A 24,825-nucleotide genomic window follows, 5' to 3' on the forward strand; every position below is an offset into this window, starting at 1 on the left:
GCGTGCCCGCTCCGGTCTCTGGCTGTGCCGCGGCGGTGCCGGGCTGTCTGCCAGGACAACCGGGCGTCACCGCCTTCGGTTGCCGGGCCGAAGCGCGCCTGTGGATCGATCAGGGCCCGGTGTCGCGGGCCGTGCCGCCGGGTCGAGCAGCGGCTCGGACGGCTCCGCCTCCCGCGGTATCCGGGCCGCCACGAAGGCGGTGAGCAGCGGCACCAGCAGGGCGGTCACCACGACGCTCGCCGCCACCAGCACCGTCGCGGGGCCGGCGGCCTCCGCGTAGGCGGGGTTGGCGGCCGCGATGATCGCCGGCACGGCGGCGGCGTTGCCCGCCGTGGAGGCGGCTGCCACGCCGGCGACGCCGTTGCCCCCGGTGAGCCGGTCGGCCACGAACAGGGCCGCCCCCGTGACCGCCACCACCGCGGCCCCGAGCCCGATCCCGAGCAGGCCCGCCTGCCAGATCTTGGCGAGGTCGAGCCCGAAGCCCAGCGCGAAGGCGAAGAACGGGATCATCACCGGGGCGGCGCCGGACAGGAAGGCGCGCATGTCGCGGTCGAGGTTGCCAAGCACCATGCCGATCACGAGCGGCAGGATGCTGCCCACCAGCGTCGGCCACGGAAAGGCCGAGAGGCCCGCGAGTCCGAGCGTGACCATGGTGAGGAACGGGCCGGATTCGAGGCTCATGATCGCGTAGGCGCCCGCATCCTTCGGGCGGCCGAACTGGCCCATCAGGGCGAGGTAGAGCCCGCCGTTGGTGTCGTTCATGGCGGCGACGATCGCCAGCGTCGAGAGCCCCGCGAAGGCGCCGGCCGTGATCGGCGCCTCGCCCAGGAGATGGCCGAACACCACGCCCAGGATCGCCGCGACGCCGACCTTGGTGGCCAGCAGCACGCCACCCTTGCGGGCGATCGCCGGGGTGGCGCGGAAATCGATGCCCGCCCCCATGCAGACGAAGAACACCGCCAGGATCGGCAGGGCACCGTTGAACAGCGCCCCGGTGAACGAGCCGAAGAAGGTCGCGGTGTTCGGGAACAGCGTGTGGAGGATCGCGCCGAGGAACAGCGGCACCACCATCAGGCCGCCCGGGACGCGCTCCAGCGAGCGCTTGATCGGAATCTGCATGGGTCGTCCTCCGGTGCGGCCGCTGTCCCGGGCCTGTCACCTGAAACCGTTCCCCCCGGGGCGCTGCTACAACCTTTCGACAAGCGGGTGCAACTTGGCAGTAGAATCGCCCTCTATTGACACTGAGCCTACCCATTGCCGATGAGGCCGACTTGGCGCGCAGTGAGCGGCGCAGGTCTTTCGATGAACACCGATGTCCCGGCCATGACCCGCCTGCGCCTCATCGCCGACGACCTGACCGGCACCCTCGACACCGCCGCCGGCTTCACCGGCCTGTGCGGGCCGATCCCGGTCGCATGGCCGGAAATCCTGCCGGCGGATGGATCCGGGTCCCTTGCGATCGATTCCGGCACCCGGGAAGTCTCGTCCGCGCAAGCCGACCGGATCGTCGGGGATCTCGCGCCCCGGCTGCGGGACGCCGACATCGCCTTCAAGAAGGTCGACAGCCTGCTGCGCGGTCCCTGGGCGGCGGAACTCGCCGCGGTGATGCGGCTGGGCGCCTGGACGCGCTGCATCGTGGCGCCGGCCTTCCCGTATCAAGGGCGCCGCACGGAGGCGGGCCGACAGTGCGGCCGGCGTGACGGCAACTGGGAACCGGTCTCCGGCGACATCGCCGAAATCCTCCGGGCGGCGGGTCTGCCGGCGCGCCGGGCCGCCCTCGCGGATGGCCCGGTTGCGGGCGTGGCGGTGTACGACGCGTCGAGCGACGACGATCTCGCCCGGATCGCCGAACTCGGCCAAGCCGGAGACGTGCTCTGGTGCGGCAGCGGCGGCCTCGCGGCGGCCCTGGCCCGAGGCATGGCGGCGCCCGGCGACGATCGCCTCACCGGCCCCGTGCTCGGCCTGTTCGGCTCGGACCGGCCGGAAACTGCCGCACAGCTCGACGCCTGCGGGTCTCACCGCCTCGTCCTGTCGCCGGAGGCGACGGACCATGCTGTCCCGGTCGGCGAACGGCTCGCCCGGAACGGCGTCGTGATGGCGAGCCTCGCCCTACCCGCCGGCACCGCTCGGGAGGCCGCCGCCGCACGGATCGCCGCGACCTTCGCGGATGTGGTTGACCAGATCCCGAAGCCCGGCACTCTGCTGGTCGCCGGCGGCGAGACCCTGAAGGCGCTCTGCCTCGCGCTTCGGGTCGAACGCCTCGACGTCACCGGCCAGATCGCCCCGGGCCTGCCGCGCTCGACCCTCCGGGGCGGGCGCTGGGACGGGCTCGCGGTGATCTCGAAATCCGGCGCCTTCGGAACAGAGGGCGTCTGGCGCGATCTACTCCATCGAAACGGTCTCACGCCCGACAGGAGCGACCCATGACGCAGCATCTCGCCATCACCATGGGCGATCCGGCCGGGATCGGCCCGGAGATCATCGTCAAGGCCGCCGCCCGCCTGAAGGACCGGATCGCCGCGGGCGACCTGAAGCTCGTGGTCATCGGCAGCGCCCCGGCTCTGCATCGGGCGGAAGCCGCGCTCGGGCTCCTGCCCGAACCCATTCCCGAGGTCGCCGAGGATGGCGACTGGCCGGCTTTGTGCTGCCTCCAGGCCGACGCGGAGGGCGCGCCGATCGAACCGGGCCGGCTCTCGGCCGATGGCGGACGCTTCGCCTACAAGGCGATCGAGGCCGGGGTGCGACTCGCCCTGGCGGACAAGATCGGCGGGATCGTCACGGCGCCGCTGAACAAGGAAGCGCTCAACAAGGCCGGCTACCACTATGCCGGCCATACCGAGATGCTGGCGGAGCTGACCGGCGTGCGTGGCTCGGTGATGATGCTGGCCCACGGCAACATGCGGGTCTCGCACGTCACCACCCACGTCGCCCTGGAGGATGTGCCGAAGCGCCTGACCCCGGAGCGCCTGCGCCTCGTCCTCGACCTCACCGACAAGGCACTGAAGGGCCTGGGTCTCGCCCGGCCGAAGATCGCGGTGGCGGCGCTCAACCCGCACGCCGGCGAGGGCGGGCTGTTCGGGCGCCAGGACATCGACGTCAGCACGCCGGTGATCGCGCAGGCCAATGCCGACGGGCTCGACGTGCACGGCCCGGTGCCGGGCGACACGGTGTTCGTGAAGCTGCGCGCCGGCCAGTACGACGCCGTGGTGGCAATGTACCATGACCAGGGGCACATCCCGGTGAAGCTGCTGGGGTTCGAGATCGACCCCGCGACGGGAAAGTGGATGGACCTGTCGGGGGTGAACATCACGCTCGGCCTGCCGATCATCCGCACCTCGGTCGATCACGGCACCGCCTTCGACATCGCCGGGACGGGCATCGCCAACGAGCGCAGCCTGATCGAGGCGATCGAGTTCGCCGAGCGGCTGGCGGCGAACCGGCAGGCTGCGTGAGCTAGCGATTTAGGACCAAGCGCGTTTTCCCCTCCCCCTTGTGGGGAGGGGTCAGGGGTGGGGGTGGTTCAGGATGAGGCGCAGCGGTGCCTTCTGCACCACCCCCACCTCCAACTCCTCCCCACAAGGGGGAGGAGAGAGCGCAAGCGGGTTCGGACGACGATCGAGAAAAGAGCCCGTGTTGTCAGCCATGTTTCACGTGAAACAAAACAAGAACACGGCCGCTCACCCCCCGTCGCCAGCAGCCCCCTCCCCCACGGCCTCGCAGGCGAACGGCGAAGGCGGCGCCTCGACGCCGCGCCAGCGGGCATAGGCCCAGGGGCGATACCAGACCGCCCCCGCCGGCAGCCGCTCAGGCACGAGGTCGATCCCGTGGGTGCCGAAAGGCCCGCACCTGCAGATCCGGGCGAACCCCATCCAGCCCCCCGGCCACAGTCCGTACCGGGTGATGGCGGTGTCGGTATATTCCGAACAACTCGGCCAGTGGCGGCACTGGCGGCCGATCAGCCCCGACAGGGTCAGCTGATAGGCGCGGATCCCCCAATGCGCCGCCCGCCGGATCATGCCCTCAGGCGGCCTGCCGCTTGGCGGCGATCTGGTCGAGGGCGTCCACCACCGCGTCGAAGGTCAGGAGCGTCGACGCGTGCCGCGCCTTGAACTCCCGCACCGGCTCCAGAACCGCGAGATCCGCCCAGGCGCCGTCGGGGGCCGGGCCGTTCTCCTTGAGCATCGCCCGCATGGTCTCGCGGACGCCGCGCAACTCCTCCGCGCTGGCGCCGACCACGTGGCGGCCCATGAGCGACGAGGAGGCCTGACCGAGCGCGCAGGCCCGGACCTCCTGAGCGAAGTCCGCCACCCGGCCGTCCTCGCCCAGCACGAGATCCACCGTCACGGTCGAGCCGCACAGGCGGGAATGCGCGGTGGCGCTGGCATCCGGGTGCTCCAGCCGGCCGAGCCGGGGGATATCGGCGGCCAGTTCGAGGATGCGGCGGTTGTAGATATCGTCGAGCATCGGGTCCTCGGCCGTGTGTACAGGTCCCGTCGGGACACTGCCGCGCGGTTCGCGCATTGCGCGTTGCCCCGCGAACGATGATATAGGCGCCCTACGGCTGCTTCGCGAGGAGGCAGGCCATCGACCAGGGTCGCGCCCACGGCCAAGGTGGTACCATGGCTCTGGCCAGACCGGGGCGCCGGCTTGAAACCTTTTCAGGCCCGGGATCTTCCCTCACACGCCCGACGCGATACCGACGATGTACGCCAAGCCCGACAGCACCCCGATGAAGTCCCGGATCGCACGGGCCGGAGATGCCATGGATGCCGCGCTCAAGTCCCTGTCGTATCCGAGCAGCGGCCAGGGTTTTCCCCCGAACGGGATCGACGGGCAAGGTCTAGACGGCATGCGCAATGACAATCGGCCGGTGGATGAGGCGCGTCCCGTCGAGGTCGCCCCGGAGCCGGCCTCCGCCACCCGCGTCCCTGACGGAATCGAGACCGGCCGCCCGAGCCGCGCCGAGGCCGAGGCCGCCGTGCGCACCCTGCTGCGCTGGGCCGGCGACGACCCGACCCGCGAGGGCCTGCTGGATACCCCCGCCCGGGTGACCAAGGCCTACGAGCAGCTGTTCGGCGGCTACGGCGTCGATGCCGAGAAGCTGCTGGAGCGGGTGTTCGAGGAGGTCGAGGGCTACTCGGATATCGTGCTGGTGCGCGACATCCCGTTCCACTCCCATTGCGAGCACCACATGGTGCCGTTCATGGGGCTGGCTCACATCGCCTATTACCCGACCCGGGGCGTGGTCGGCCTGTCGAAGCTCGCCCGGGTGGTCGACACCTTCGCCCGCCGCCTGCAGACGCAGGAGACCATGACGGCCCAGATCGCCGACGTGATCGAGAGCATCCTCAAGCCCCGCGGCGTCGCCGTGATGGTGGAGGCCGAGCACCTCTGCATGGCGATGCGCGGCGTCCAGAAGGCCGGGGTCTCGACCATCACCAGCCAGTTCCGCGGCGTGTTCAAGGACAACGCCAACGAGCAGGTCCGCTTCCTGACCCTGGTGCGCGGCGGCGCCAAGTAGCCTATAGCTCGCGCCGAGTCAGGGACCGCTTCATCACGCCATGACCGCGCGCAACATCGCCTTCGATCCCCCCGGCCCCCGCGCCGCGGTCGAGGAGGGCCAAGCCTTCACGCCCCGCTTCGATCGGGACGGGCTGATCACCTGCATCGCGGTCGATGCCCGGGACGGCCGGGTGCTGATGCTCGCCCACATGAACGCCGAATCGCTGGCGCGCACCCTCGAGACCGGGGAGGCGTGGTACTGGTCGCGCTCGCGGGGCGAGCTCTGGCACAAGGGCGCCACGAGCGGGCAGATCCAGCGCCTCGTCGAGATGCGGGTCGATTGCGACCAAGACGCCCTGCTGATCCGCGTGGAGGTCGGCGGCGATGGCGGCTGCTGTCACACCGGCCGGCGGGATTGCTTCTACCGTGCCGTCGTCCGGCAACCGGACGGCCGCGCCGCCCTGGAATTTGCCGGGATATGAGCGCGACCCTTGCCGCGACCGGGTGGCAAGAGTGTCCCGCCGTCTCGTATCTCCTGCCCGGCGCCGTCGAGCCGATCCGGCCGCTGCCGAAGGCGGGGCCGCGGATCGGGCTGGCGCTCGGCGGCGGCTCGGCCCGGGGCTGGGCCCATATTGGCGTGCTGCGCGCCCTGGAGGAGGCCGGCATCCACCCCACCGTGGTCGCGGGCTGCTCGATCGGGGCTGTCGTCGGCGCCTGCTACGCGGCCGGGCGGCTCGACCGGCTGGAAGCCTTCGCGCGGGCCCTGACCCGGCGCCGGGTGGTGGGGCTGATCGATCCGCGGCTGCCGGGTTCCAGCCTGATCGCCGGCAACCGCCTGCGCCAGCGGCTCCACGCCGATCTGGGCGAGCGCCGGATCGAGCGCCTGCCGATCCGGTTCGGCTGCGTCGCCACCGAGTACGGCACCGGCCAGGAGGTCTGCCTGACCGAGGGGCCGGCGGTGGACGCGGTGCGCGCCTCCTACGCGATCCCCGGCCTGTTCCCGCCGGTGACCCATGAGGGCCGGGTGCTGATGGATGGCACGCTGGTCAACCCGGTGCCGGTGGCTTTGGCCCGGGCGCTGGGGGCCGACCTCGTGATCTGCGTGAACCTCAACGGTGATACCGGCGGCCCGGTGGTGCGCGAGGTGCCGGCCTACGTCCCCCGCCGCGGCTTCCTGAGCGCGCTGCGCGACCGCCTGCGGGGTTTTCCGCGCCCGGAGCCCGAGATCCCCGTGCCGGGCCTCGCCCGGGTGGTGCTCGACGCATTCAACATCACCCAGGACCGGATCTCCCGCTCCCGATTGGAGCGCGACCCGCCGGACGTGGCGATCGGGCCGGACGTGGCGAAGTTCGGACTGTTCGATTTCCACCGGGCCGATGAGGGGATCGCCCTCGGGTATCGGGCCGCGCGGGCGGCGCTGCCGCGGATCCGGGCTGTGGTAGCGGGGGCTGAGGCGCGGGCCTGAAAACGTATGGGGCCGGGTCAATCCCGCGCATCCGCCTCATCCTGAGGTGCCCGCGCGAGCGGGCCTCGAAGGAGGGCTCCAGGAACCGTGCGGCTGGCTGGAGAGCTCCTTCGAGGCCTCCGCTGCGCTCCGGCACCTCAGGATGCGGGAGATGGGTTGGAAGACTTGAAGAGGCTCCCGCCCCTGCTTGCCCCCTGCACCCGTCATCCCCCTGTCGCGCCGGCCTGCGATGGGCGCTCCACCATTTGGAGGGGTTCCAATGTCCGCGAGTCGCCGTCAGATCCTGCTGTCCGGAGGCGCCGGCCTCGTCGGGCTGGCCTCCGGCCTCGCCCGTCCCAGCCTCAGCCGCGCCGCCGACCGCCCGCTCCTGACCCACGGCCTGCAATCGGGCGATGTCGGCACCGACTCGGCGGTGGTCTGGGCACGCTCCGACCGGCCGGCCCGGGCGATCATCGAGTGGGCGACCACCGAGAGCTTTTCCAACATCCACGGCGTCTTCGTCGACGCGCTCCCGGAGACCGACGGCACCGTGAAGGTGGCGCTGACCGGCCTGCCGGCGGGCCAGGACGTCTTTTATCGCGTCCGCCTCCAGGACATCGCCGCGCCGACCATCGTCGGGCCGGCCCAGGTCGGGCGGTTCAGCACCGCGCCGGCGGATCGGCGCTCGGTCTCGTTCTGCTGGTCAGGCGACACGGCCGGCCAGGGCTGGGGCATCGACGAGGCCCGCGGCGGCATGACGATCTATTCCGCCATCCTGAAGAACCGGCCGGACTTCTTCATCCATTCCGGCGACACGATCTACGCCGACGGGCCGATCCAGGCCGAGGTGAAGCTCCCCGATGGCAGCCTCTGGCGCAACCGCGTGACCGAGGCGGTCTCCAAGCCCGCCGAAACCCTCGAAGAATTCCGCGGCCGCCACAAGTACAACCTCACCGACCGGAACGTGCTGGCGATGAACGCCGCCGTGCCGATCCTGGCGCAGTGGGACGACCACGAGGTCACCAACAACTGGTGGCCGGGCGAGCCGCTGACCCGGGCCGAGCACCTGAAGAAGAAATACGCCGACCCGAACGTGCTGGCCCTGCAACTCCGCGCGGCCCGCGCGTTCCACGAATACATGCCGATGCGCTTCGAGCCGTCCGAGCCCGGCCGGGTCTACCGCAAGATCGGCTACGGCCCGATGGTCGACGTGTTCATGCTCGACATGCGCTCCTACCGGGGGCCGAACGGCGCGAACACGCAGACGGCCTACGGGCCGGATGCCTACTTCCTCGGCCCGCAGCAGATCGCGTGGCTGAAGCGGGCGCTGCTCGACTCCCGCGCCACCTGGAAGGTGATCGCCGCCGACATGCCGCTCGGCCTCGTGGTGACGTACGACGTCGATAAAAACTTCGGCTCGGAGGCGGTGGCGCAGGGCGACGGGCCGGCGCTGGGGCGTGAGTTGGAGATCGCCGACCTGCTGCGCTTCATCAAGAACGCGGGCATCCGCAACACGGTGTGGTTCACGGCCGACGTTCACTACACGGCCGCGCATTACTACGATCCCAACAAGGCGCAGTTTCAGGATTTCGAGCCGTTCTGGGAGTTCGTCTCCGGGCCGCTGCACGCGGGCACCTTCGGCCCGAACGCGCTGGACAACACCTTTGGGCCGCAGCTGCGCTTCGTGAAGGCGCCCGAGAAGGGGCAGGTGAACCTGTCACCGGCCGCCGGCTACCAGTTCTTCGGCCATGTGGCGGTCGATGGCCGGACCGAGCAGATGACGGTGACGCTCAAGGACGCGGCCGATACGGATCTGTGGCACGTCACGCTCGACCCCGTGAAGGCGTGAGCGGGCGCTTTTTTTGGGACTACGTCAGCAGCGCATTCCCCTTCCCCTTTGCGGGCCTGCGGATTCACGCATCGGGTATGGCGCTGCGGCGGTAGAACAGACCGCGGGTCCCCTCTCCCATGCGGGAGCGGGACAGGGTGAGGGATGAGAACTGTCCGGAGAAGGCGCGACCTGTCGGCGCTTCAGGGATGCGCTGTATCCTGAGCGTTCTGGTCCCTCACCCCAACCCTCTCCCGCCCGGGAGAGGGGGCGCGTCGCGCTCTGCCGCGGGCCTCGGTGTCCGACCCGGATCTGCGAACTTCGTAGCCTCTGCGGGGGAGGAAGAGTCGGCCCTCCTACGCCATCGTGATGTAATCCCGCAGCGCCTGATGCTCGGCCTCCACGGTGGCGATCTTGCGCGCCACCACGTCGCCGATCGAGACCAGCCCGATCAGGCGCCCATCCTCGCAGACCGGCACGTGGCGGAAGCGGCCGTCGGTCATCAGCGCCATGACCTCCTCGATCGTCGCGCTCCGCCCACAGGTGGTGACATCCGCGGTCATGTGCGCGGAGACCGGTGCGTCGAAGGCCGAGCCCCCGTGCCCCGCCAGCGCCCGCATGATGTCCCGCTCGGAGATGATGCCGGCCACCGACCCGTCGTCATGGGCGACCACCAGGGCGCCGATGCGCCGGTCGGCGAGGATCTGGATGACCTCCTCGAGGGTCTTGTCGGGGCTCACGGTGACGACGGAGCTCCCCTTCTCGGCGAGGATGCGTGCGACGGTCATGGCTCTCTCCCTTGTGACGCGTCCGTTGCACCGCCAGCCCGCGGCGCCTGGATTACGCAGTCGGCCGGGTTGACCCCAGCTCGTTCACAATGCGGCGAGTGTGTGGCCGTTTCGCCCCGTTGGCAAGGTGGTCAGGCCTTCACCGTCTCCCGCGGGTCGAGGAACGGGAACAGCAGGAAGCCCACGATGAACCCGCCGAGATGCGCATCCCAGGCGATGGCGGCACTCTCGCCCACCAGCGGCATGCTGATCAGGCCGAACAGCAGGTTGGTGACCAGCCAGATCGCCAGGAAGGAGACCGCGGTCCGGTTACGCAGGAGTTCGGGAATGGTCTCGACCGGCCGGTGCGGCGGCAACTGCCAGGGCGGGCCGCCATAGCCGGAGACCGGCGGCTGGAACACGAACCGGGCCGCCGCCGCCATCAGGGCCGAGATCCCCGCCGAGGCGCCGACGAGCGGCCCGGCGCTCAGGGGATCGACCAGCACGTGCAGCAGGCCGCCCGCGACGGTGCCGGCGAGCGCGAGCACGCCATAGCGCCAGGGACCACAGCGACGGGCGACCGGCGAACCGAAGGCGGCGAGCCACACGCTGTTGAAGATCACGTGCATCCACGAGCCGTGGAGCAGCGCGTAGGTGGCGAGCGTCCAGGGCTGGAGCGCGTGCTCGCCCGCGATATAGCGGGCGAAGGCCTCACGCGCCGCCTGCAGGCTAGGATCACCCGAATCACCGGCCGCGCGGATCACCTCGGTGGCCTGGCCGGGATCGAACCAGAGGGTCCAGCGGGCTGGAACCAGCGCCAGATCGAGAACGAGGCTGATGTCCCAGGTGTCCGGCAACAGGAACTCGCGCACCGCCTGGATCGCCAGCAGCAGCCCGATCGAGAGCGTGACCACCCCCGGCAGGTTGAACACGGGCACGCGGCTCTGCCGCGGGAATTCGGGGGAGGCATCCATCGCGGCACCATGTCGGGGCTCGGGGCGGGTGGGCAAGCCCCGGCGACGTATTGAATCCAACAGAAGCCATACTGCTCGTCGGCCAATGATCTGGCGCGATGACTAATCGAAACATGCGAAGGCCGGGTCGCCAGGGTCCGCCACCGGCCTGGGAACGCCCGATCCGCCCCGCAACCGGAACCATCTCGCGATTGTCTCGCCGGCGCCGAAGCGGTACCGCCGGGCACCGCGCCGGCACAGGGCGTGCGCCCGGATCCCTGAAATGCCCGGACCGGCCGGCTACAGCCTCACGGATGTGCCAGAACGATCCAGGGATGAACCACAGGCGTTTAGAGTCGGGACACCGATGAAGCATCCCACCAGTCGCATGCTCCACGCCTACTGGGAGCGCCTGCGCGGCGAGCGCGCCGCGCCGGAACGGGGCGAGATCGAGCCGGGCGAGATCCGGCACCTCCTGGCCGACAGCCTGATCCTGGAACTCGACATGGCCGCGTGCTCGGCCACCATCCGGCTCGCGGGGACACGGGTCTGCGCCCTCCACGGCCGGGAGTTGAAGGGGCAATCCTTCGCGCAGCTGTGGGGTGCACAGGTGACGGATCCCTGGCGGATCGTCGAGATCGTAGCCAGCGATACGCTCGGCGTCGTGGCAGGCCTGCGCGGCACCAACGCGGCCGGCGAGACCGCAGACCTCGAACTGCTGCTGCTGCCCCTCCGCCACCGGGGCCGCACCCAGGTCCGGGCGCTCGGCGCTCTGAGCCTCGACGGCACGCCTCCCTGGATCGGCCTGCGCCCGCTCGTGGAGGCGGAGACCACCTCCCTGCGCATCCTGCCGAGCCGCCGGCCCGAACCCATGCCCCCGCCGCGGCCCTCCGTCCGCTCGAGCGCCAATTATCCGGGGCCGGTCCGCCGCGGACACCTCCTCGTCCATGCCGGGGGCCGGGGCTGACGGCGACCCCTATCGTCTCACGGGAATTGACGCGAGGTAGATACAGCGCTGAGTAGAAAAAACGGTTTCGTAACAGTCCCGGTCTAGTCTGGCTCGTGCGGATCGCGCTGAAGGATCAATCCTGGGATGATCGCGGTCGACGTTACCGCCGGACTGGAACTGCACGGGGTGTCTCCTCCGGCGCGGGGCGCCACGGACGAGCGCCGCCACCAGCGCGTGCGGGTCGCGGTTCTCGGTCGCTACATGCTGGCGGACCGGCGCGAATATCCCTGCCAGACCGTGGACATGTCACCGGGCGGCGTGCGCCTGAGCTGCGCGGTGAGGGGCGAAATCGGCGAGCGGGTGGTGCTCTACCTGGAGCATATCGGCCGGATCGAGGGCCTGATCGCCCGCCACTGCGCCGACGGATTCGCGGTCCAGCTCAACGCCACCCCACGCAAGCGCGACAAGCTCGCCTCCCAGCTGACCTGGCTTGCCAACCGGGAGATGCTGGGTCTGCCAGAGGGCCGGTCCCACGAGCGTCTCGTGCCGACGCAACCGGGGGTGACCCTGCGCATCGACGGCCATCAGGAAATCAAGGCCCGGCTCATCGACATCTCGATGTCGGGCGCCGCGATCGCCTGTCCGATGACGCTGCCGCTCGGGACCGCCGTGACCGTGGGCAGCACCCCGGGGCGGCTGGTGCGCTACTTCGAGGGTGGGTTCGGCGTGCAGTTCCTGCTGCCGCTCTCCGCGGACCGCTTCCACGCCGGGATGACGCTGTAGGCGGACCGGCGCCGGTGCAGGTCAGCGCCCCGCTGTCGGGCAAAGCCCGGAGTCGGCCAAAGACCGACGCCTCGGGATCGAGATCCTCGGAGTTCTGACCCGCAACACCGCCAGAGGGATGATCCCTTCGGATATCCCCGATGTCAGATCTTCTTGGCGAGTTGGGCCGCGGTGTCGGCAGCTGGCCGGGAGAGGTCCAGGGCGCCGAGGAACCGATTCTGCGCGTCCATCACGTACACGATGGCGGTGTGCTCCATCGTGTAGTCGCCGTCCTTGGCTGGGACCTTGCGGGCATAGGCGCGATACGCCTTCTCGGCGGCGGCGACCTGCTCGGGGCTGCCGGTCAGCCCGGTGATCCGCGGGTCGAAGCTCGACAGATAGGCCTTCAGGCTCGCTGGGTCGTCGCGCTCGGGGTCGACCGTGACGAAGGCCACCCGCATGTGCGCGGCCTTGGGCCCGAGGGCGGCCAGCACGTCCGAGACCTGCTGCAGGGTCGTGGGGCAGACATCCGGGCAATGGGTGAAGCCGAAGAACACGAGGTGCGGCGCCCCCGCGAAATCGCGCTCGGTGACGGTGCGGCCGTCCTGATCGACCAGCGTGAACGGGCCGCCGACCCCGGGCACGCCCACCGGCGCCTTATCGGGCATGACGGCGAACACCGCCGCCCCGGTGATGCCGACGAGGCCGAGGCAGAAGGCGAGGAGCGGGATGAGGGCGCGGCGCATCGTGTCGGACTCCGACCTCGGGACGGAGGTTGGCACAGCACGGAACGGCGCGCAGAGGCAAGCGGACCGGGTGTCGCCGGCCCGCCCGCCGCCTCCGTCGGGGCTTCCCTCAGGACTGCCCTCAGGGTTTCTTGGCCGGGTCCCCCGCGGGGCTGGCGGGCGCAGCCCCCTTCGGCGGCTCCTTGCCGAGGTAGATGTATTCCGGCGCCGCGCGGAGCTGATCCTTGGTGGTGTCGATCCGGGCCTGGAGGGTCTTGTCGTCGGTCCGGTCGATCTTCAGCACGGAGGGATCGACCGCGACGTATTTCGAGCCGAGCCCCAGGAAGCCGCCGACCCCGATCACCCAGGACTTCACGGCGTTGTTCTCGTCGAGGACGATGTCGGCGATCTGCCCGATCGTCTCGTTGGCACCGTTCACCACGCTCGTGCCGATGAGCTTGCTGGCGACCCTGTCGTTGGGGGTCTGGGCCACGAAAGTCGGTCGCAGATTGTCGGCCATGGTCGCGGGCTGCCCCGGGACCGGGGCCGCGGGGCTGGCGCCACCCGCGTTCGGGCTGGCAGTCTGGGCTGAGGCGGTGGCGAGGCCGGCCAACAGGAGGGCCGAGGCGAGAAGTGGTGTGCGCATCGGGTCAGGTCTTTCGAGATGGCCGCGAACAGGGTGCGCCGCCTTAAGGCTTTGGCGGAGCTTAAGTTCCGCGCCAATCGCCCCGGCGCAGGCGGCGGCGTGACGGTTTGCCGGCTGAGCACACCCCCGGCGGCCCTTTGACGGCGCGGCGCCCGGCCCTCACAAGGCGCAGACCATGCTCCGCCTCGCCCTCTACCAGCCCGACATCCCCCAGAACACCGGCACGATGCTGCGCATGGCCGCCTGCCTGGGGCTCGCGGTGGAGATCATCGAGCCGGCGGGCTTCGACGTCTCGGACCGGCACCTGCGCCGCTCCGGCCTCGACTACCTCGACCACGTGGCGATCACCCGGCACCGCTCCTTCGCGGCCTTCGCGGCGTGGCGGGCCGAGGCCGGCATCCGGCTCGTGCTCGCCACCACGGCGGGCGCCCTGCCCTACACGGCGTTCGCCTTCCGCCCGGACGATTGCCTGATGGTGGGCCGCGAATCCGCGGGTGTGCCCGAGACGGTGCATGCGGCGGCCGATGCCCGGGTGGTGGTGCCGATCCGGCCGGGCCTGCGCTCCCTCAACGTGGCGGTGGCGGCCGCGATGATCGCCGGCGAGGCGCTGCGGCAGGGGGCGGGGCCGGGTGATTAAGAGTTGCGTTCGATCCGCGGGACGTTCGAGCAGCCGGCTTCGACGCCCCACGGTCATCCCGGCAGCACTCCACAGCAGCCAGTTGGCGCCGCAAGAACCTGCCGGAGCGTCGATGCCCTGATCGCGCGGCGGCCGAGGGCGGGCCCAAAATCCCTGCCCCAAGAGGAGACCCGCCGCCACGCGGAAGAGGAGAGGCCGACAGCTCCCCCCGTGCCCACAAGGCTGCAGCCTCACCAGAAACGCTGGTGACCTGCCCGATCCACATAGGAATGCTGGTTCGGTTCACGGCCCTCGGATGACTGAACGAGCGGGCTCCAGAAGCCGTCCCGCGACGCAGCCCGCGGATCCATGGGAACGTACCCGCCGTCCCAGCTGCGAGGCCTCACGTCAGCCGTCCTCCCGGTGCCGCCATTCTCGTAGCCGTACCTCTCGACGCGGTCAGCGGGGCCGAGGCGGCGCATATCGATGGGGTACGTCATCTTGGGCGCGCGGCGCGGCGCGCTTGCCACCGTCGCGGGCTTCGCATCGAAGTAGTCACGATAGTCTCCATACGACTCATCCGCCATCGCGCCGGCAGTCGATCCGAACACCATGGCGGCTGCGAGCAACGCCTTCATCGAACCACCCCTTCTTCCTGTATGCTGACCTTGCGCGGATCAGAACATCATGTCCGCCCGTCGAACCATGCAGGATCGTAGACTGTCTTCTCGAACATGCGGTGACGGGCGGCACACGCCGGAATCTTGCCGACGCCGCACGGGGCGGGCGGCCTTCCAGGTCCCGCGATCGTTCCGATCCGTCCCAACCGGCCATTCCAATCGCGAGCCCGAGCAGCCGCCAACACGGCCAAGCGGATCGCGCGCCTCACCCGATACGGGAGGCCCCTCGATCGACGGCCGTCCCGCGAACAGGAGCGAACATCCGAGCGGCGCGCGACAAGGGATATCCTGCGAACACCCCGCTCCATCCTCCCGCGCGCAAGCGCTGGGCCGAAGCAACGGATCCCGTCCCGCCCGCTTGGTACGACGGGGCTCGATCCCCGCCCCGAGGGACACGCCTCATGGACGACCCCGCCTACAGGCCCTCCCGGCGCCACGCCGATCTCGGAGCCGCCTTCTTCGATCCCGTCGCGCCGGCGCGGTTCCCGCAGACGCTTCTGCGCTACCGCAACCAGCCGTGGGCGGAGCGTGTCGGCCTGGGCGGCCTCTCGGAGGCGGCGTGGATCGCCCATTTCGGCCGGTTCGAGCCCCTGCCCGGCAGCTTCGAGACCCCGATGGCCCTGCGCTACCACGGCCACCAGTTCCGCTCCTACAACCCGGAATTGGGCGATGGCCGCGGCTTCCTGTTCGCGCAGCTCCACGACCGCATGGACGGGCGCCTCCTCGATCTCGGCACCAAGGGCAGCGGCACGACGCCCTACTCCCGCGGCGCCGACGGGCGGCTCACCCTGAAGGGCGGCGTGCGTGAGGTCCTGGCGACCGCGCTGCTGGAGGCGCAGGGCGTCTATACTTCGAAGAGCTTCAGCCTGATCGAGACCGGCGAGGATCTCGTGCGCGGCGACGAGCCGTCGCCTGCCCGCTCCGCGGTGCTGGTGCGCCTGTCCCACGGGCATATCCGCATCGGCAGCTTCCAGCGCTTCCTGGCCTTGAGCGAGCCGGACAACATCGCTCGGCTCCTGGACCACACGATCGAGAACCATCGGCCCGAACTCTGGCGCGACGGGCTGGAGGACCGGGGCGTCGCCTTTCTGGAGGACGTCGTGTTGCGGGTCGCCCGGATGGGGGCGCAATGGGCCGCCGCCGGCTTCGTCCACGGGGTGCTCAACAGCGACAACATCAACGTCACCGGCGAGAGCTTCGATTACGGACCCTGGCGCTTCCTGCCGTATTTCGACCCGGACTTTACAGCCGCCTATTTCGACGAGACGGGGCTCTACAGCTTCGGCCGCCAACCGGAGGCCCTGTTCTGGAACCTCTGCCGGCTGGCCGACTGCCTGCTGGTGCTGGCGCCTCAGGCGCGCCTAGAAGCGGCGCTCTCACGGTTCGGTCCGGCCCTGCAGGAGGCCTTCGCGCAGGCCCTGTTCCGTCGCCTCGGCCTCGCGGAGGCGCCACGACCCGAGACCGACCGTTTGGTTTCGGCCGTCTGGCGCTTCCTGGGCGAGACCCGGGCACCCTTCGAGCGGTTCTTTTTCGACTGGTACGGCGGGCTGGCCAGCGCCGAGCGGGCGCAGGCCAGCCCGTCAGCCGGCCATTACACGAGCGAAGCCTTCGCGCCGGTGCGGGCCGCGTTGGAGCCCCTCGCCCCCGTGGCCGGCGCGCGGCTCGACCACCCCTATTTCGCGGCGGCGCCCTGCACCCTGCTGATCGACGAGGTCGAGGGGCTGTGGGCGCCGATCGCCGCTGCGGACGATTGGTCCCTGTTTGAGGCCAAGCTCGCCGAGGTCGCCCGGATGGCAGAGGCCTGCGGCACGGCACCGGCCTCGGCTTGAGCGGCCTCTTCCTCGGCGAGCCGCCGACGCTCCTCGGCGTAGCCCCCCGCGATGGCGAGATCGACCAGCCGCCGGGTCAGCCGGAAGGCCAGCCAGAACAGGGCGAGGCAGAGCAGCGTCGCGGCGGCGGCCTTGAGCGGGTCCACGGGGATCTCCGGCGGTGTCTCCTCGGGTGGAGTGGCCCTCTTAGAGCCGGGGCCCGCCGCGGGGCAATTGGACTTGGCGCCAAGATCGGTGTCGTGCGGCATAGATCCTGGCGGTCGGAGCGCGGCGACTTGGGCCGCCATCGCGCCGGAACGTGCTATGGCGCCCGGGCCGGAGCGCAGAATCCGGCGGCTGAAGACCCTCGATCAGGCAGAACACCTTGCGCGAGACCTTCCATATCGAAGTCCTCGGCCCCGAACCGGACGAGATCCAGACGCGGATTTCCGTGCGCGTCGGCAGCCTGGAGACCGCGCAGGAGCGGGCGCTGCGCCTGTTCGCCCGCGCCCGCGTCCCTCAGCGGTCGGGCGAGCCGGCCCAGGCCGTCCGGGTGATCGACGGCGCCGGCCGCGAGGTCTTCTATCGCACCCGGTTCGACGAGGGGGATTGAGGCGGATGCGGGTGCTGATCCTGCCGGGGCTGGTGCTGCTGGCCTGCGCGCTGGTCCTGCGCAGCTACACCCTGCCGCCGGCGCCCGACCGGCGGGGCGGCACCACGCTGCTGCTGACCTGGCCAAATCGCCCGCTCTTCGGCAGCCCCCGGGCCGATTGCCTCGGCGGCCCCGTTGATGCCCCGGTCCTGCCCTGCCTGATCGCCTCGGTCGCCCGCGCCCGCGACGACGGGATTATCGTGGCGCAATTCCCCTTCTGTGCGACCTGCTACGATCTGTCGGGCCGCCTTGCCGTCATGGGTCGCGACCCGGCGCAGACGCAGGCGCGGCTGGCGCAGATCGCGCGCTTCGGCTGGTAAGGCGCCGACCGACGAGCCGCATTCGGGCGACGTGCTCCCGGGCGCACTCCAGGGCGCAGGCGAGCGGGAACAGGGGATCGCGCTCCGCCGCAACGAGGAGGTGGGCGATCCTTCGCCGCTCGGTCCAGAACAAAGAGCTGAGGGCGAAATCCGGCGGTGCGCAGGAATCGATCCGGTCGATCGCCCAGGTTCCGGACACCACCGCCTCGGTCAGGCGATGGACCAGCTGGATCCCGGGGGCAGCCTCCGGCTCCGTCTCGTCATGGGCGATCTTCAGCACCCAGGCCTCGGAGCCGGTGACCGGCAGGATCAGGGAGGCGAGCGTCCGGTCCGCCCGGCGCAGGCGTGCGATCCGCACGCCGCCCTCCGTCCCCAGGTCGGCCAGGGCGGCGCGCAGGAAGGCGACCTCCGCGGGCCGCTGGCCCAGGCTGGTGCCGGCCCGGCCCTTCCAGCCGGCCGCTTCGAGGGCGACGTGCTCGGTGAGCGCCCGGTCGAGATCGGCCGGCGCGTCGAGCATCTCGAACGCCACGGCGCCCTCAGCCTCCAGGCGCGCCTGGGCGCGGCGCAGCTTGCGCCGCCGTTGGCCGGAGAGATGGCTGAGATAGCCCGCCCGCGCCTCCGGGGCGTGGACGCCCAGGTCGAGCAGGCCGCGCGCGTGCGGCCAGTAGGTGGCATGCGTGGCTCGCTGCGCCACCAGGAGATCCGGCAGGAGCCCGTCCGCAGGGGCGTTCGGCAGCAGGAGCCGCGACGGCAGGCCCAGCGCCCGCGGGGATGCCAGGAGGGCCGCCAGCGCCCCCGCCGGGTCGGCGCCGTCGAGGAGCGGGGCGCCGAAGGGACCGTAGCCGTGGGTCCAGCCCATCAGCACCGGCAGCGGCAGGCCCCAGCGCCGCCGCGAGACCCGGAACGGCCAGGCAGCGTGAAACCGCGCCCCGGGCGCGTCGGGGGGACGGTCGGCCACGATCAGCAGGCGCACCCCGGCGCCGAAGGCTTCGCGGCCGGCGAGCGCATAGCCCGCCTCGTAGAACGGGTTTCGGATAGCAGACCCAGCACCCAGCGCCCGCCAGGCCGGGATCCAGGGTGCCCCTGGATCGAGGGGGCGGACCGCCGCGACGAGACCCTGCGGGAGCGTGGCGGTGTCCGGCATCGGGGCCGTCACGCCGCGAGCCGGTGGCGGATCGCCCCGGCGAAGCCGAGGACGTCGTAGCGCCACGCTGCTGCCCCCGCCCCGGCGGCGAGCAGCATCATGCGCAGCACCTGCCCCGGCACCATGAAGCCCCCCGGCATCAGCCCGATTCCGGCATTCACGGCGCCGCATGCGGCGGCGATCCCGGCGATACCCGCCATGTCGGCAAGCGGCAGGGGCATCGTCGTCCCCTCCCGCCGGGCGCCGAACACCAGCACGAGGCAGGCGGCGCTCTGCCCGCCCGCAAAGGCGAGCGCCGCCCCGGGGGCGCCGAAGGTCGGGATCAGCAGGAGCGAGAGCGCCGCCACGGTCGCGAGCGTCGCGAAGGCCGCCGCGGCCTCCAGGCCACTGGTCCGGGTGAAGTAGATTACCTGTCCGAAATAATAGGCGCGGAACATCATCAGGATGCTCGCCAGGACCAGCACGGGGGCGAGGTGGCGCGCCTCGGCGCGGTAGTCGGGCCCAAGCAGCACCGTGACCACGAGGTCGTCAAAGCAGAGGAAGAACACGGCGCCGAAGGCCGCGATCAGCGTCATGGCCCGGGCGGCGTCGCTCAGCACGCCTTCGGCCGCCAGCATGCCGCCGGTGCGCGCCTCCCGCTTGGCAAGCGAGATCAGCGACAGGGCAATCGCCTCACCGAACACGATGAAGCTCTGCCGCAGGAAGTCGGCCAGCGCCCCGTAGGCGCCGAGGCCAGCCGGCCCCACGGTCTTCGCGATGATCAGCCGGTCGAGGCTCTGGGCCAGCGCCGCGGTGCCGAAGGAGAGCACCAGCGGCCAGCCATACTTGAACAGGCGCAGGGCCTCGGCCCGGCTGCCGCGCCCGGGCATCATCGGCGCGATGGTGGCGGCGGCCGGGAGCGAGGCCACCGCGTTGGCGGTAGCCACCGCGAAGGCGAGGTCGAGCGGATCACTCGAGAGGTGCAGCGCGAGGCTGCCGAGGCCGAGGATCAGCACCGCCCGGGTCATCACCGAGGCCGCCACCGCCCCGACCCGCAGGCGCGTGCGGGCGATCTCGGTCGCGCCCTCGAACAGGGTGGTGCCGCAGGCGAGCGCCAGGATGGCGGCGGCCATCCGGCCCGGGACCAGGCCGAGTTCGGCCGCCAGCACGCTGCCGAGCCCGGCGAGCAGCAGCGTCCCGCCCAGGATGCGCACTACGGTGCCGACCTGAGCCGGCTCCCGGGCCTCGTCGTAGAGGGCGAAGAACGCGAATTTCGGCCACTGGCAGGTCGCCCCGTAGAGCACCAGCGCCCAGGACAGGACGTACAGGTAGGTGCCGTAGCTCGCCGCCGGTGCCAGCCGGGTGAATACCGCCACCGAGGCCATGTTCAGGGCGGCGGCGAAGCCGCGCGAGCCGACATAGATCAGGCTGTGCCGGGCGATCATGAGCGGGGGCCAAAGGAGGCCGCCGCTCCCAGGCGGCCCAGCAGATCCCCGGATCTCTGCCCGAAGCGAGCGACAGAGCGCGACCTGCCCCCTCTCCCGTGCGGGAGAGGGTTGGGGTGAGGGACGAGAACTCTCAGAGCGAGGCACACCCTGTCGGCGCGGCCCTGGCACGCCCGATCCTGAAAATTCTCATCCCTCACCCTGTCCCTCTCCCGCACGGGAGAGGGGACCAGCGCTTCATGCTGCCGCGGCGGCGCCGCACACGATGTGGGAGAACGGTAGTCGGCAGAGCCGTCGAGCAGGGCATGTGGATCCCGCACACGCACGCCCCACCCCCGCCCCGCTCTGGCACGATCCGGTCCCGTGGCGGGACGTATGGCGGAAGCCTGATGCATGACGGCCCGACCGGTGCAGCCGCCATGCCGCGCCATCAGCCCGCCCGGCGGATCAGGGATGTGCCGGTCATCTCGGCCGGCTGGTCGAGGCCCATCAGGTCGAGGAGCGTCGGCGCCACGTCGGCGAGCCGGCCGTCGGCCAGCGACACGCGATCGACGCCGACCAGCGCCACCGGGACCGGATTGAGCGTGTGGGCGGTGTGGGGCTCGCCGGTCTCCGGGTCGCGCATGGTCTCGCAATTACCGTGGTCGGCGGTGACCAGCAGCGCCCCACCCTGCGCGGTCACCGCCTCGATGACACGGCCGAGGCAGGAATCGACCGTCTCCACCGCCTTCACGGCGGCCGCAAGGCTGCCGGTATGGCCAACCATGTCGGGGTTGGCGAAGTTCAGGATGATCAAGTCGTAGCGCCCGGAGCCGATCGCCGCGACGGCGCGGTCGGTGAGTTCCGGGGCCGACATCTCCGGCTGCAGATCGTAGGTCGCGACTTTCGGCGAGGGCACGAGGATCGCGTCCTGGCCCTCGAACGGCGCCTCCCGGCCGCCGTTCATGAAGTAGGTGACGTGGGGGTACTTCTCGGTCTCGGCCATGCGCAGCTGCCTGCGTCCGGCCCGGGCCACGGTCTCGCCGAGCCCGTTCGGCAGATCGAGGGCGCCGAACAGGGTGTCGGCGAAGGCGTCGAGTTCGACGCTGTACTGGACGATGCCCAGGGCGGCGGCGAAGCGGACCGTCCGGGACCGGGGAAAGCCGGAAAAGTCCGGGTCGAGGAGCGCGTCGAGGATCTGCCGGGTCCGGTCGGCGCGGAAGTTGAAGCTCAGCAGGCCGTCGCCGTCCCGCATGCCGGCATAGTCGCCGATGATGGCGGGCTTCATGAACTCGTCCGAGACGTCTTGCGCGTAGGCGGCCGCCACCGCCTGCCCGGCCCGGGCGAAGCGGGTCCCGCGCCCCTCGGTCAGGGCGTCGTAAGCGATCGTGACCCGCTCCCAGCGCCGGTCCCGGTCCATCCCGAAATAGCGGCCGCACAGGGTGGCGATGCGCGCGCCCTGGGGCAGCGCGGCCTCGACGGCGGCGATGCAGGTAGCGGCCGAGCGGGGCGGCATGTCGCGCCCATCCGTGAAGCCGTGGAGCCGGACCGGCACGCCCGCCGCGACCACGATCCGCGCCAGGGCCACCGCGTGGTCCTGGTGCGCGTGGACGCCACCCGGGGACAGGAGCCCCATCAGGTGGCAGGTGCCGCCCGTGGCGCGCAGGGCCTCGATGAACCGGGTCAGCGCAGGATTGCCGGCCAGCGAACCATCCGCGATGGCGGTGTCGATCCGCGGCAGGTCCTGCAGGACCACACGGCCCGCGCCGATATTCAGGTGGCCGACCTCGGAATTGCCCATCTGCCCCTCGGGGAGCCCGACATCCGCGCCGAAGGTCCGCAGCCGCGCCCGGGGTCGTTCCCGCATCAGCCCGTCGAAGACCGGCGTCCGCGCCTGGTGGACGGCGTTGTCGGCAATGTCATCCCGGAGGCCCCAACCGTCGAGGATCACGAGCATCACGGGGCGCGGGGTGCTGTCGGGCACGGTCACAACTCTCCTCGAACTCTGGCTTTACCGGGCTTTCGGCGCGCGGCTGGCCCCATGGGCCGATCGGACATTGTGCGTGTCGATAATCGGCTTGGCCGCGCGAGACCACAGGCGCGCGGGCGGATCCGGCCACAGCTTCGCGAAAGCGTTCGGATTTCCGCAGGCTCGAGGATACACCGCGCCGGCTCGGCCCCGCCGCTGGGAGCCTCCCCGCAAACGGCTTCGGCGAAGCGGGCCCCGGCCCCCGGATTACCCCGCATCCGCGGCACTTTCCGGGGAGGATAACTTGACCGGATCCCGGCCGATCCGGGACATCCAAGACTTACGAGAAAACCGTACCGGGAACAACTTGAGCGATTGGCGAATCCGCAAGATCGTGCTAGCTTTCGTGGATGCGTTCGACAGGGATTCTCCCGCCGTGCCCTCAACCGAGATTGTGAATCGCGACGCGAGCGTGGGTCTGGCACTTGATATGGTCGGCCGCGCCTATCTGGCGCTGGCCCTTCTGTATGAAACCGCGCATCCGGGCGAGTTCGATGACGCTCAGCACAAGATCCGCGCTTTCGTCGCGGACAATTTCCGAATCAACGAGGAAACGAGCCGGAGCGGAACTCTCGACGCTGGGACCGTCGAGGCGGCGACTCACCTTGTGAACAGCATCCTGACCGAGGCGGAAAACAGGATCGCGACGATGATCCGGCCCTCCCGACATCTGCGCGGGCAGATGGCTACTTAGTCCCGATGGCCGGACCGACCAAGTGTTGCAGTCGAGCCATAATCCGGCGCTAAACGATTCGCCGCACTAAAGCGCCTGAATAGCAATCGCTCCAAACATCGACAGTCTTAACAGAGCGTGTTACCCGTCGAATCGACAGCAATAAAACTATATGCGTGATGATGGGCAGCGACGATTGTGAGCGGGTCGCATGCAGTGCGGAGATCGCACTTGAGATCCTGGCCCGAGCCTATCACGCTCTTGCGGTCGTGTACGAGCTGTCGAATCCTGGCGCGTATGCGGCGCTCCACGTCAAGATGATGCCTTACCTTCGGGATGGCTTCGGCCCCGAAGAGATATCGGGGGTCGTCAATCCCAACGTGGCGATGATGTCCACCGCTCTCGAGCGCGTCCGCTGCGCGCTGGACGCCGTCGGAACCGATGTGGCGGCGATCCGCACCCGTGGGGACCGGCGGGGCCTCTGAGCCGATCCGGGTGGGGTCGTCTTTGCGGTGGGCGGCCTATCGGAACAGGGGCAGGCCTACGCCGATGATTACGAGGCCCAGGACGATCAGGCCGCCGCCCGCGCCTTCGAGGGTCGCTTGCTGAACCGAGCGCTGCGGGGCCATCCCGGCCAGCACAGTCCCCGAGATCAGGCAGATCACACTGAGACAGGTCATGGCTGGGCCCCTGCACCCGACCCGGGCGCGTCCTGCACGAGGCAGCCGACAATAGGGGGGAGGCATTAATAAAATCCTGCCCGCATTGACCGGCTGCCCGCCCTCAGCGGCGGGTCCGGATGTCTCCCGTTGTGGCTCCGGGCGCGACGGGCATATCAGACGAAAAGCCGTCTGCACGGCGCCTGTCGCAGCCGACCCAGCGGGTGCCGCTCGTCCCCCCTTGTAGGCGATCGCGTGATCGGCCGTGGTCGAACCACAGGCAGGGCGTCCACGTCCGGCTCGTGATTGCCAGCCTGCCTTCACGCCGGCACGCGCAGCTGGGACGTGCACAGTCGGGACATGCACGGCTCTGAGCTGCCGAACTGGGAAGCCGCCGGAGTCGAGGCTATCGGCCGCGTAGGCAAGATCTTCAGCGACGAAGCTGATGACATCGCCAGCCACGAGGACGGGGTCCATCGAGGCGACCGATGGTGTGGATGTCTTCCACTGCCATCGGTTCAGGGCCGTTGCCGCAACGGATGTCCTCTGGGGGCCGTACAGGGCTGACATCGGCCGGGGCGTCGATCACGCCGAGCTACCTTCCAAGAGAATCAAGCTCGGCTGTGCGCGTCGAGCAGCGCCGGGATGCGCAAGCTCCGCCGGCCGCGGGTCTGCGCTTGCACGAAGTGGAAGATCCAGATGTGGCTGCGGTGAAGCGGACGCAGCCGTTTGCCCAAACCTTCGTTGAGCCATAGGCGGCTCGGCGGTCGATGTCGGCGGGGGACCTTCAGCCGCGAACCGCCGGATGCGCTGAAGTCAATCCTGGCCCACCCTCCAGTCGGCGGCCTGCGACGCTCGGGAACTACGCGTTTTTCAAGGCGATGTCCGCCAGCACCTGGCTCACCAGAGACGGATCGGCCACCGGACGACGAAGCCGCGCGTTCTCGCGCTCCAGATCCTTCATCGTCTTGGCCTGATCGACCTTCAGACCGCCGGACGCCTTGCCAGTGCGATGGCTACGCTCGGAGACAGCCGTCTCCTCGCACGCGGCGGCGATGCGCTTGCCGGGCGCCGTCTGCACTTCGCTTCGCGCTCGTCTTCTGCCCCCGCATCATCCCCGACTCCTCTGGTCCAAGATGATCCGCCCAATCAGCCCAGTCGAAAGCTGGCCGCTCAGGTCACGGGCCTGCGCCCGCCATTCACTGTTCCGCTCGCGGATGTTGGCCACGAGATCTGTTCAGCTAGTGGCGATTCAGGACCAGTTA

The 24,825-nt window shown here is 70.4% G+C and carries 26 protein-coding genes and 1 pseudogene; 14 read left to right on the forward strand and 13 right to left on the reverse strand.

What is annotated here, in order from left to right:
• Nucleotides 1-66: 66 nt before the first annotated feature.
• The gene (locus BLQ49_RS18070; RefSeq protein WP_091718146.1) at nucleotides 67-1,119 is read right to left on the reverse strand and encodes a 2-keto-3-deoxygluconate permease; all 1,053 of its coding nucleotides are present in this window, start codon (nucleotides 1,117-1,119) and stop codon (nucleotides 67-69) included.
• Between the two features lie 204 nt (nucleotides 1,120-1,323).
• On the opposite strand from BLQ49_RS18070, the gene BLQ49_RS18075 reads away from it, so the two are divergent.
• Nucleotides 1,324-2,427: a four-carbon acid sugar kinase family protein gene (locus BLQ49_RS18075; protein WP_091718467.1), complete on the forward strand. Its 1,104-nt coding sequence runs from the start codon at nucleotides 1,324-1,326 to the stop codon at nucleotides 2,425-2,427.
• Nucleotides 2,424-3,452, forward strand: coding sequence for a 4-hydroxythreonine-4-phosphate dehydrogenase PdxA (gene pdxA, locus BLQ49_RS18080; protein WP_091718147.1), 1,029 nt, complete (start codon nucleotides 2,424-2,426; stop codon nucleotides 3,450-3,452). The genes BLQ49_RS18075 and pdxA overlap by 4 nt, the downstream gene beginning before the upstream one ends.
• A gap of 225 nt (nucleotides 3,453-3,677) precedes the next feature.
• Here pdxA and yidD read toward each other — a convergent pair whose 3' ends face one another.
• Entirely contained in the window at nucleotides 3,678-4,016 is a 339-nt protein-coding gene (gene yidD, locus BLQ49_RS18085; protein ID WP_091718149.1) for a membrane protein insertion efficiency factor YidD, read from the reverse strand.
• 4 nt (nucleotides 4,017-4,020) lie between these two features.
• Nucleotides 4,021-4,464 (reverse strand): iron-sulfur cluster assembly scaffold protein, encoded by a 444-nt coding sequence (locus tag BLQ49_RS18090; RefSeq protein ID WP_091718151.1) that lies wholly within the window; start codon nucleotides 4,462-4,464, stop codon nucleotides 4,021-4,023.
• Between the two features lie 385 nt (nucleotides 4,465-4,849).
• Between BLQ49_RS18090 and folE the strand changes: the two genes are divergently transcribed.
• From folE to BLQ49_RS18110, 4 genes are all read left to right on the forward strand, one after another.
• Nucleotides 4,850-5,521 (forward strand): GTP cyclohydrolase I FolE, encoded by a 672-nt coding sequence (gene folE / locus BLQ49_RS18095; RefSeq protein WP_483127863.1) that lies wholly within the window; start codon nucleotides 4,850-4,852, stop codon nucleotides 5,519-5,521.
• Between the two features lie 40 nt (nucleotides 5,522-5,561).
• Entirely contained in the window at nucleotides 5,562-5,984 is a 423-nt protein-coding gene (gene hisI / locus BLQ49_RS18100) for a phosphoribosyl-AMP cyclohydrolase (RefSeq protein WP_091718155.1), read from the forward strand.
• The gene (locus tag BLQ49_RS18105; protein WP_091718157.1) at nucleotides 5,981-6,967 is read left to right on the forward strand and encodes a patatin-like phospholipase family protein; all 987 of its coding nucleotides are present in this window, start codon (nucleotides 5,981-5,983) and stop codon (nucleotides 6,965-6,967) included. The genes hisI and BLQ49_RS18105 overlap by 4 nt, the downstream gene beginning before the upstream one ends.
• A gap of 259 nt (nucleotides 6,968-7,226) precedes the next feature.
• Nucleotides 7,227-8,795, forward strand: coding sequence for an alkaline phosphatase D family protein (locus BLQ49_RS18110; RefSeq protein ID WP_091718159.1), 1,569 nt, complete (start codon nucleotides 7,227-7,229; stop codon nucleotides 8,793-8,795).
• A 335-nt stretch (nucleotides 8,796-9,130) separates the two neighbouring features.
• Here BLQ49_RS18110 and BLQ49_RS18115 read toward each other — a convergent pair whose 3' ends face one another.
• Complete coding sequence (locus BLQ49_RS18115) at nucleotides 9,131-9,562, reverse strand: CBS domain-containing protein (protein WP_091718161.1); 432 nt, start codon at nucleotides 9,560-9,562, stop codon at nucleotides 9,131-9,133.
• A gap of 131 nt (nucleotides 9,563-9,693) precedes the next feature.
• Nucleotides 9,694-10,515 (reverse strand): rhomboid family intramembrane serine protease, encoded by an 822-nt coding sequence (locus BLQ49_RS18120; RefSeq protein ID WP_091718163.1) that lies wholly within the window; start codon nucleotides 10,513-10,515, stop codon nucleotides 9,694-9,696.
• 346 nt (nucleotides 10,516-10,861) lie between these two features.
• Here BLQ49_RS18120 and BLQ49_RS18125 point away from each other — a divergent pair, with 346 nt between their 5' ends.
• Together BLQ49_RS18125 and BLQ49_RS18130 are read left to right on the forward strand one after the other, a co-directional pair.
• Nucleotides 10,862-11,461, forward strand: coding sequence for a PAS domain-containing protein (locus BLQ49_RS18125; RefSeq protein ID WP_091718165.1), 600 nt, complete (start codon nucleotides 10,862-10,864; stop codon nucleotides 11,459-11,461).
• 126 nt (nucleotides 11,462-11,587) lie between these two features.
• The gene (locus BLQ49_RS18130) at nucleotides 11,588-12,226 is read left to right on the forward strand and encodes a PilZ domain-containing protein (protein WP_091718168.1); all 639 of its coding nucleotides are present in this window, start codon (nucleotides 11,588-11,590) and stop codon (nucleotides 12,224-12,226) included.
• A 143-nt stretch (nucleotides 12,227-12,369) separates the two neighbouring features.
• Here the strand turns inward: BLQ49_RS18130 and BLQ49_RS18135 are convergent, their stop codons facing one another.
• Together BLQ49_RS18135 and BLQ49_RS18140 are read right to left on the reverse strand one after the other, a co-directional pair.
• On the reverse strand, nucleotides 12,370-12,951 hold the full coding sequence (locus BLQ49_RS18135; protein ID WP_091718170.1) for an SCO family protein: 582 nt from the start codon (nucleotides 12,949-12,951) through the stop codon (nucleotides 12,370-12,372).
• A 121-nt stretch (nucleotides 12,952-13,072) separates the two neighbouring features.
• Nucleotides 13,073-13,576: a PRC-barrel domain-containing protein gene (locus BLQ49_RS18140; protein WP_091718172.1), complete on the reverse strand. Its 504-nt coding sequence runs from the start codon at nucleotides 13,574-13,576 to the stop codon at nucleotides 13,073-13,075.
• 175 nt (nucleotides 13,577-13,751) lie between these two features.
• On the opposite strand from BLQ49_RS18140, the gene BLQ49_RS18145 reads away from it, so the two are divergent.
• Complete coding sequence (locus BLQ49_RS18145) at nucleotides 13,752-14,213, forward strand: tRNA (cytidine(34)-2'-O)-methyltransferase (protein ID WP_091718174.1); 462 nt, start codon at nucleotides 13,752-13,754, stop codon at nucleotides 14,211-14,213.
• A gap of 230 nt (nucleotides 14,214-14,443) precedes the next feature.
• On the opposite strand, the gene BLQ49_RS18150 is transcribed toward BLQ49_RS18145, so the two are convergent.
• A complete protein-coding gene (locus tag BLQ49_RS18150) occupies nucleotides 14,444-14,830 on the reverse strand; it encodes a hypothetical protein (RefSeq protein ID WP_091718176.1) in 387 nt (128 codons plus the stop codon).
• Between the two features lie 443 nt (nucleotides 14,831-15,273).
• Here BLQ49_RS18150 and BLQ49_RS18155 point away from each other — a divergent pair, with 443 nt between their 5' ends.
• The 3 genes from BLQ49_RS18155 (at nucleotide 15,274) to BLQ49_RS18165 (ending at nucleotide 17,652) form a co-directional block, all read left to right on the forward strand.
• Complete coding sequence (locus BLQ49_RS18155) at nucleotides 15,274-16,701, forward strand: protein adenylyltransferase SelO (protein ID WP_091718178.1); 1,428 nt, start codon at nucleotides 15,274-15,276, stop codon at nucleotides 16,699-16,701.
• 364 nt (nucleotides 16,702-17,065) lie between these two features.
• A complete protein-coding gene (locus tag BLQ49_RS18160; RefSeq protein ID WP_091718180.1) occupies nucleotides 17,066-17,293 on the forward strand; it encodes a hypothetical protein in 228 nt (75 codons plus the stop codon).
• Between the two features lie 5 nt (nucleotides 17,294-17,298).
• Nucleotides 17,299-17,652: a hypothetical protein gene (locus BLQ49_RS18165; protein ID WP_091718182.1), complete on the forward strand. Its 354-nt coding sequence runs from the start codon at nucleotides 17,299-17,301 to the stop codon at nucleotides 17,650-17,652.
• Here the strand turns inward: BLQ49_RS18165 and BLQ49_RS18170 are convergent.
• The 3 genes from BLQ49_RS18170 to gpmI all read right to left on the reverse strand — a co-directional run bounded on the left by BLQ49_RS18170 (nucleotide 17,588) and on the right by gpmI (nucleotide 22,156).
• On the reverse strand, nucleotides 17,588-18,796 hold the full coding sequence (locus BLQ49_RS18170; protein ID WP_091718184.1) for a GNAT family N-acetyltransferase: 1,209 nt from the start codon (nucleotides 18,794-18,796) through the stop codon (nucleotides 17,588-17,590). The two genes, BLQ49_RS18165 and BLQ49_RS18170, sit on opposite strands and share 65 nt — an antisense overlap.
• A gap of 8 nt (nucleotides 18,797-18,804) precedes the next feature.
• Nucleotides 18,805-20,220: a lipopolysaccharide biosynthesis protein gene (locus tag BLQ49_RS18175; protein ID WP_091718186.1), complete on the reverse strand. Its 1,416-nt coding sequence runs from the start codon at nucleotides 20,218-20,220 to the stop codon at nucleotides 18,805-18,807.
• A gap of 430 nt (nucleotides 20,221-20,650) precedes the next feature.
• Nucleotides 20,651-22,156: a 2,3-bisphosphoglycerate-independent phosphoglycerate mutase gene (gpmI, locus tag BLQ49_RS18180; RefSeq protein ID WP_091718469.1), complete on the reverse strand. Its 1,506-nt coding sequence runs from the start codon at nucleotides 22,154-22,156 to the stop codon at nucleotides 20,651-20,653.
• Nucleotides 22,157-22,472: 316 nt separating this feature from the next.
• On the opposite strand from gpmI, the gene BLQ49_RS30385 reads away from it, so the two are divergent.
• Nucleotides 22,473-22,922, forward strand: a complete 450-nt coding sequence (locus tag BLQ49_RS30385; RefSeq protein WP_244507659.1) for a hypothetical protein — start codon at nucleotides 22,473-22,475, stop codon at nucleotides 22,920-22,922.
• A 158-nt stretch (nucleotides 22,923-23,080) separates the two neighbouring features.
• Nucleotides 23,081-23,386 (forward strand): hypothetical protein, encoded by a 306-nt coding sequence (locus BLQ49_RS18190; RefSeq protein WP_244507660.1) that lies wholly within the window; start codon nucleotides 23,081-23,083, stop codon nucleotides 23,384-23,386.
• Nucleotides 23,387-23,422: 36 nt separating this feature from the next.
• Here the strand turns inward: BLQ49_RS18190 and BLQ49_RS29775 are convergent, their stop codons facing one another.
• The gene (locus BLQ49_RS29775) at nucleotides 23,423-23,581 is read right to left on the reverse strand and encodes a hypothetical protein (protein ID WP_167627733.1); all 159 of its coding nucleotides are present in this window, start codon (nucleotides 23,579-23,581) and stop codon (nucleotides 23,423-23,425) included.
• Nucleotides 23,582-24,077: 496 nt separating this feature from the next.
• Nucleotides 24,078-24,675 (reverse strand): annotated as a pseudogene (locus BLQ49_RS30390) (IS3 family transposase); the annotation flags it as partial.
• Nucleotides 24,676-24,825 lie beyond the last annotated feature (150 nt).

This window comes from Methylobacterium phyllostachyos (genome assembly GCF_900103445.1).
Lineage (GTDB): Bacteria > Pseudomonadota > Alphaproteobacteria > Rhizobiales > Beijerinckiaceae > Methylobacterium > Methylobacterium phyllostachyos.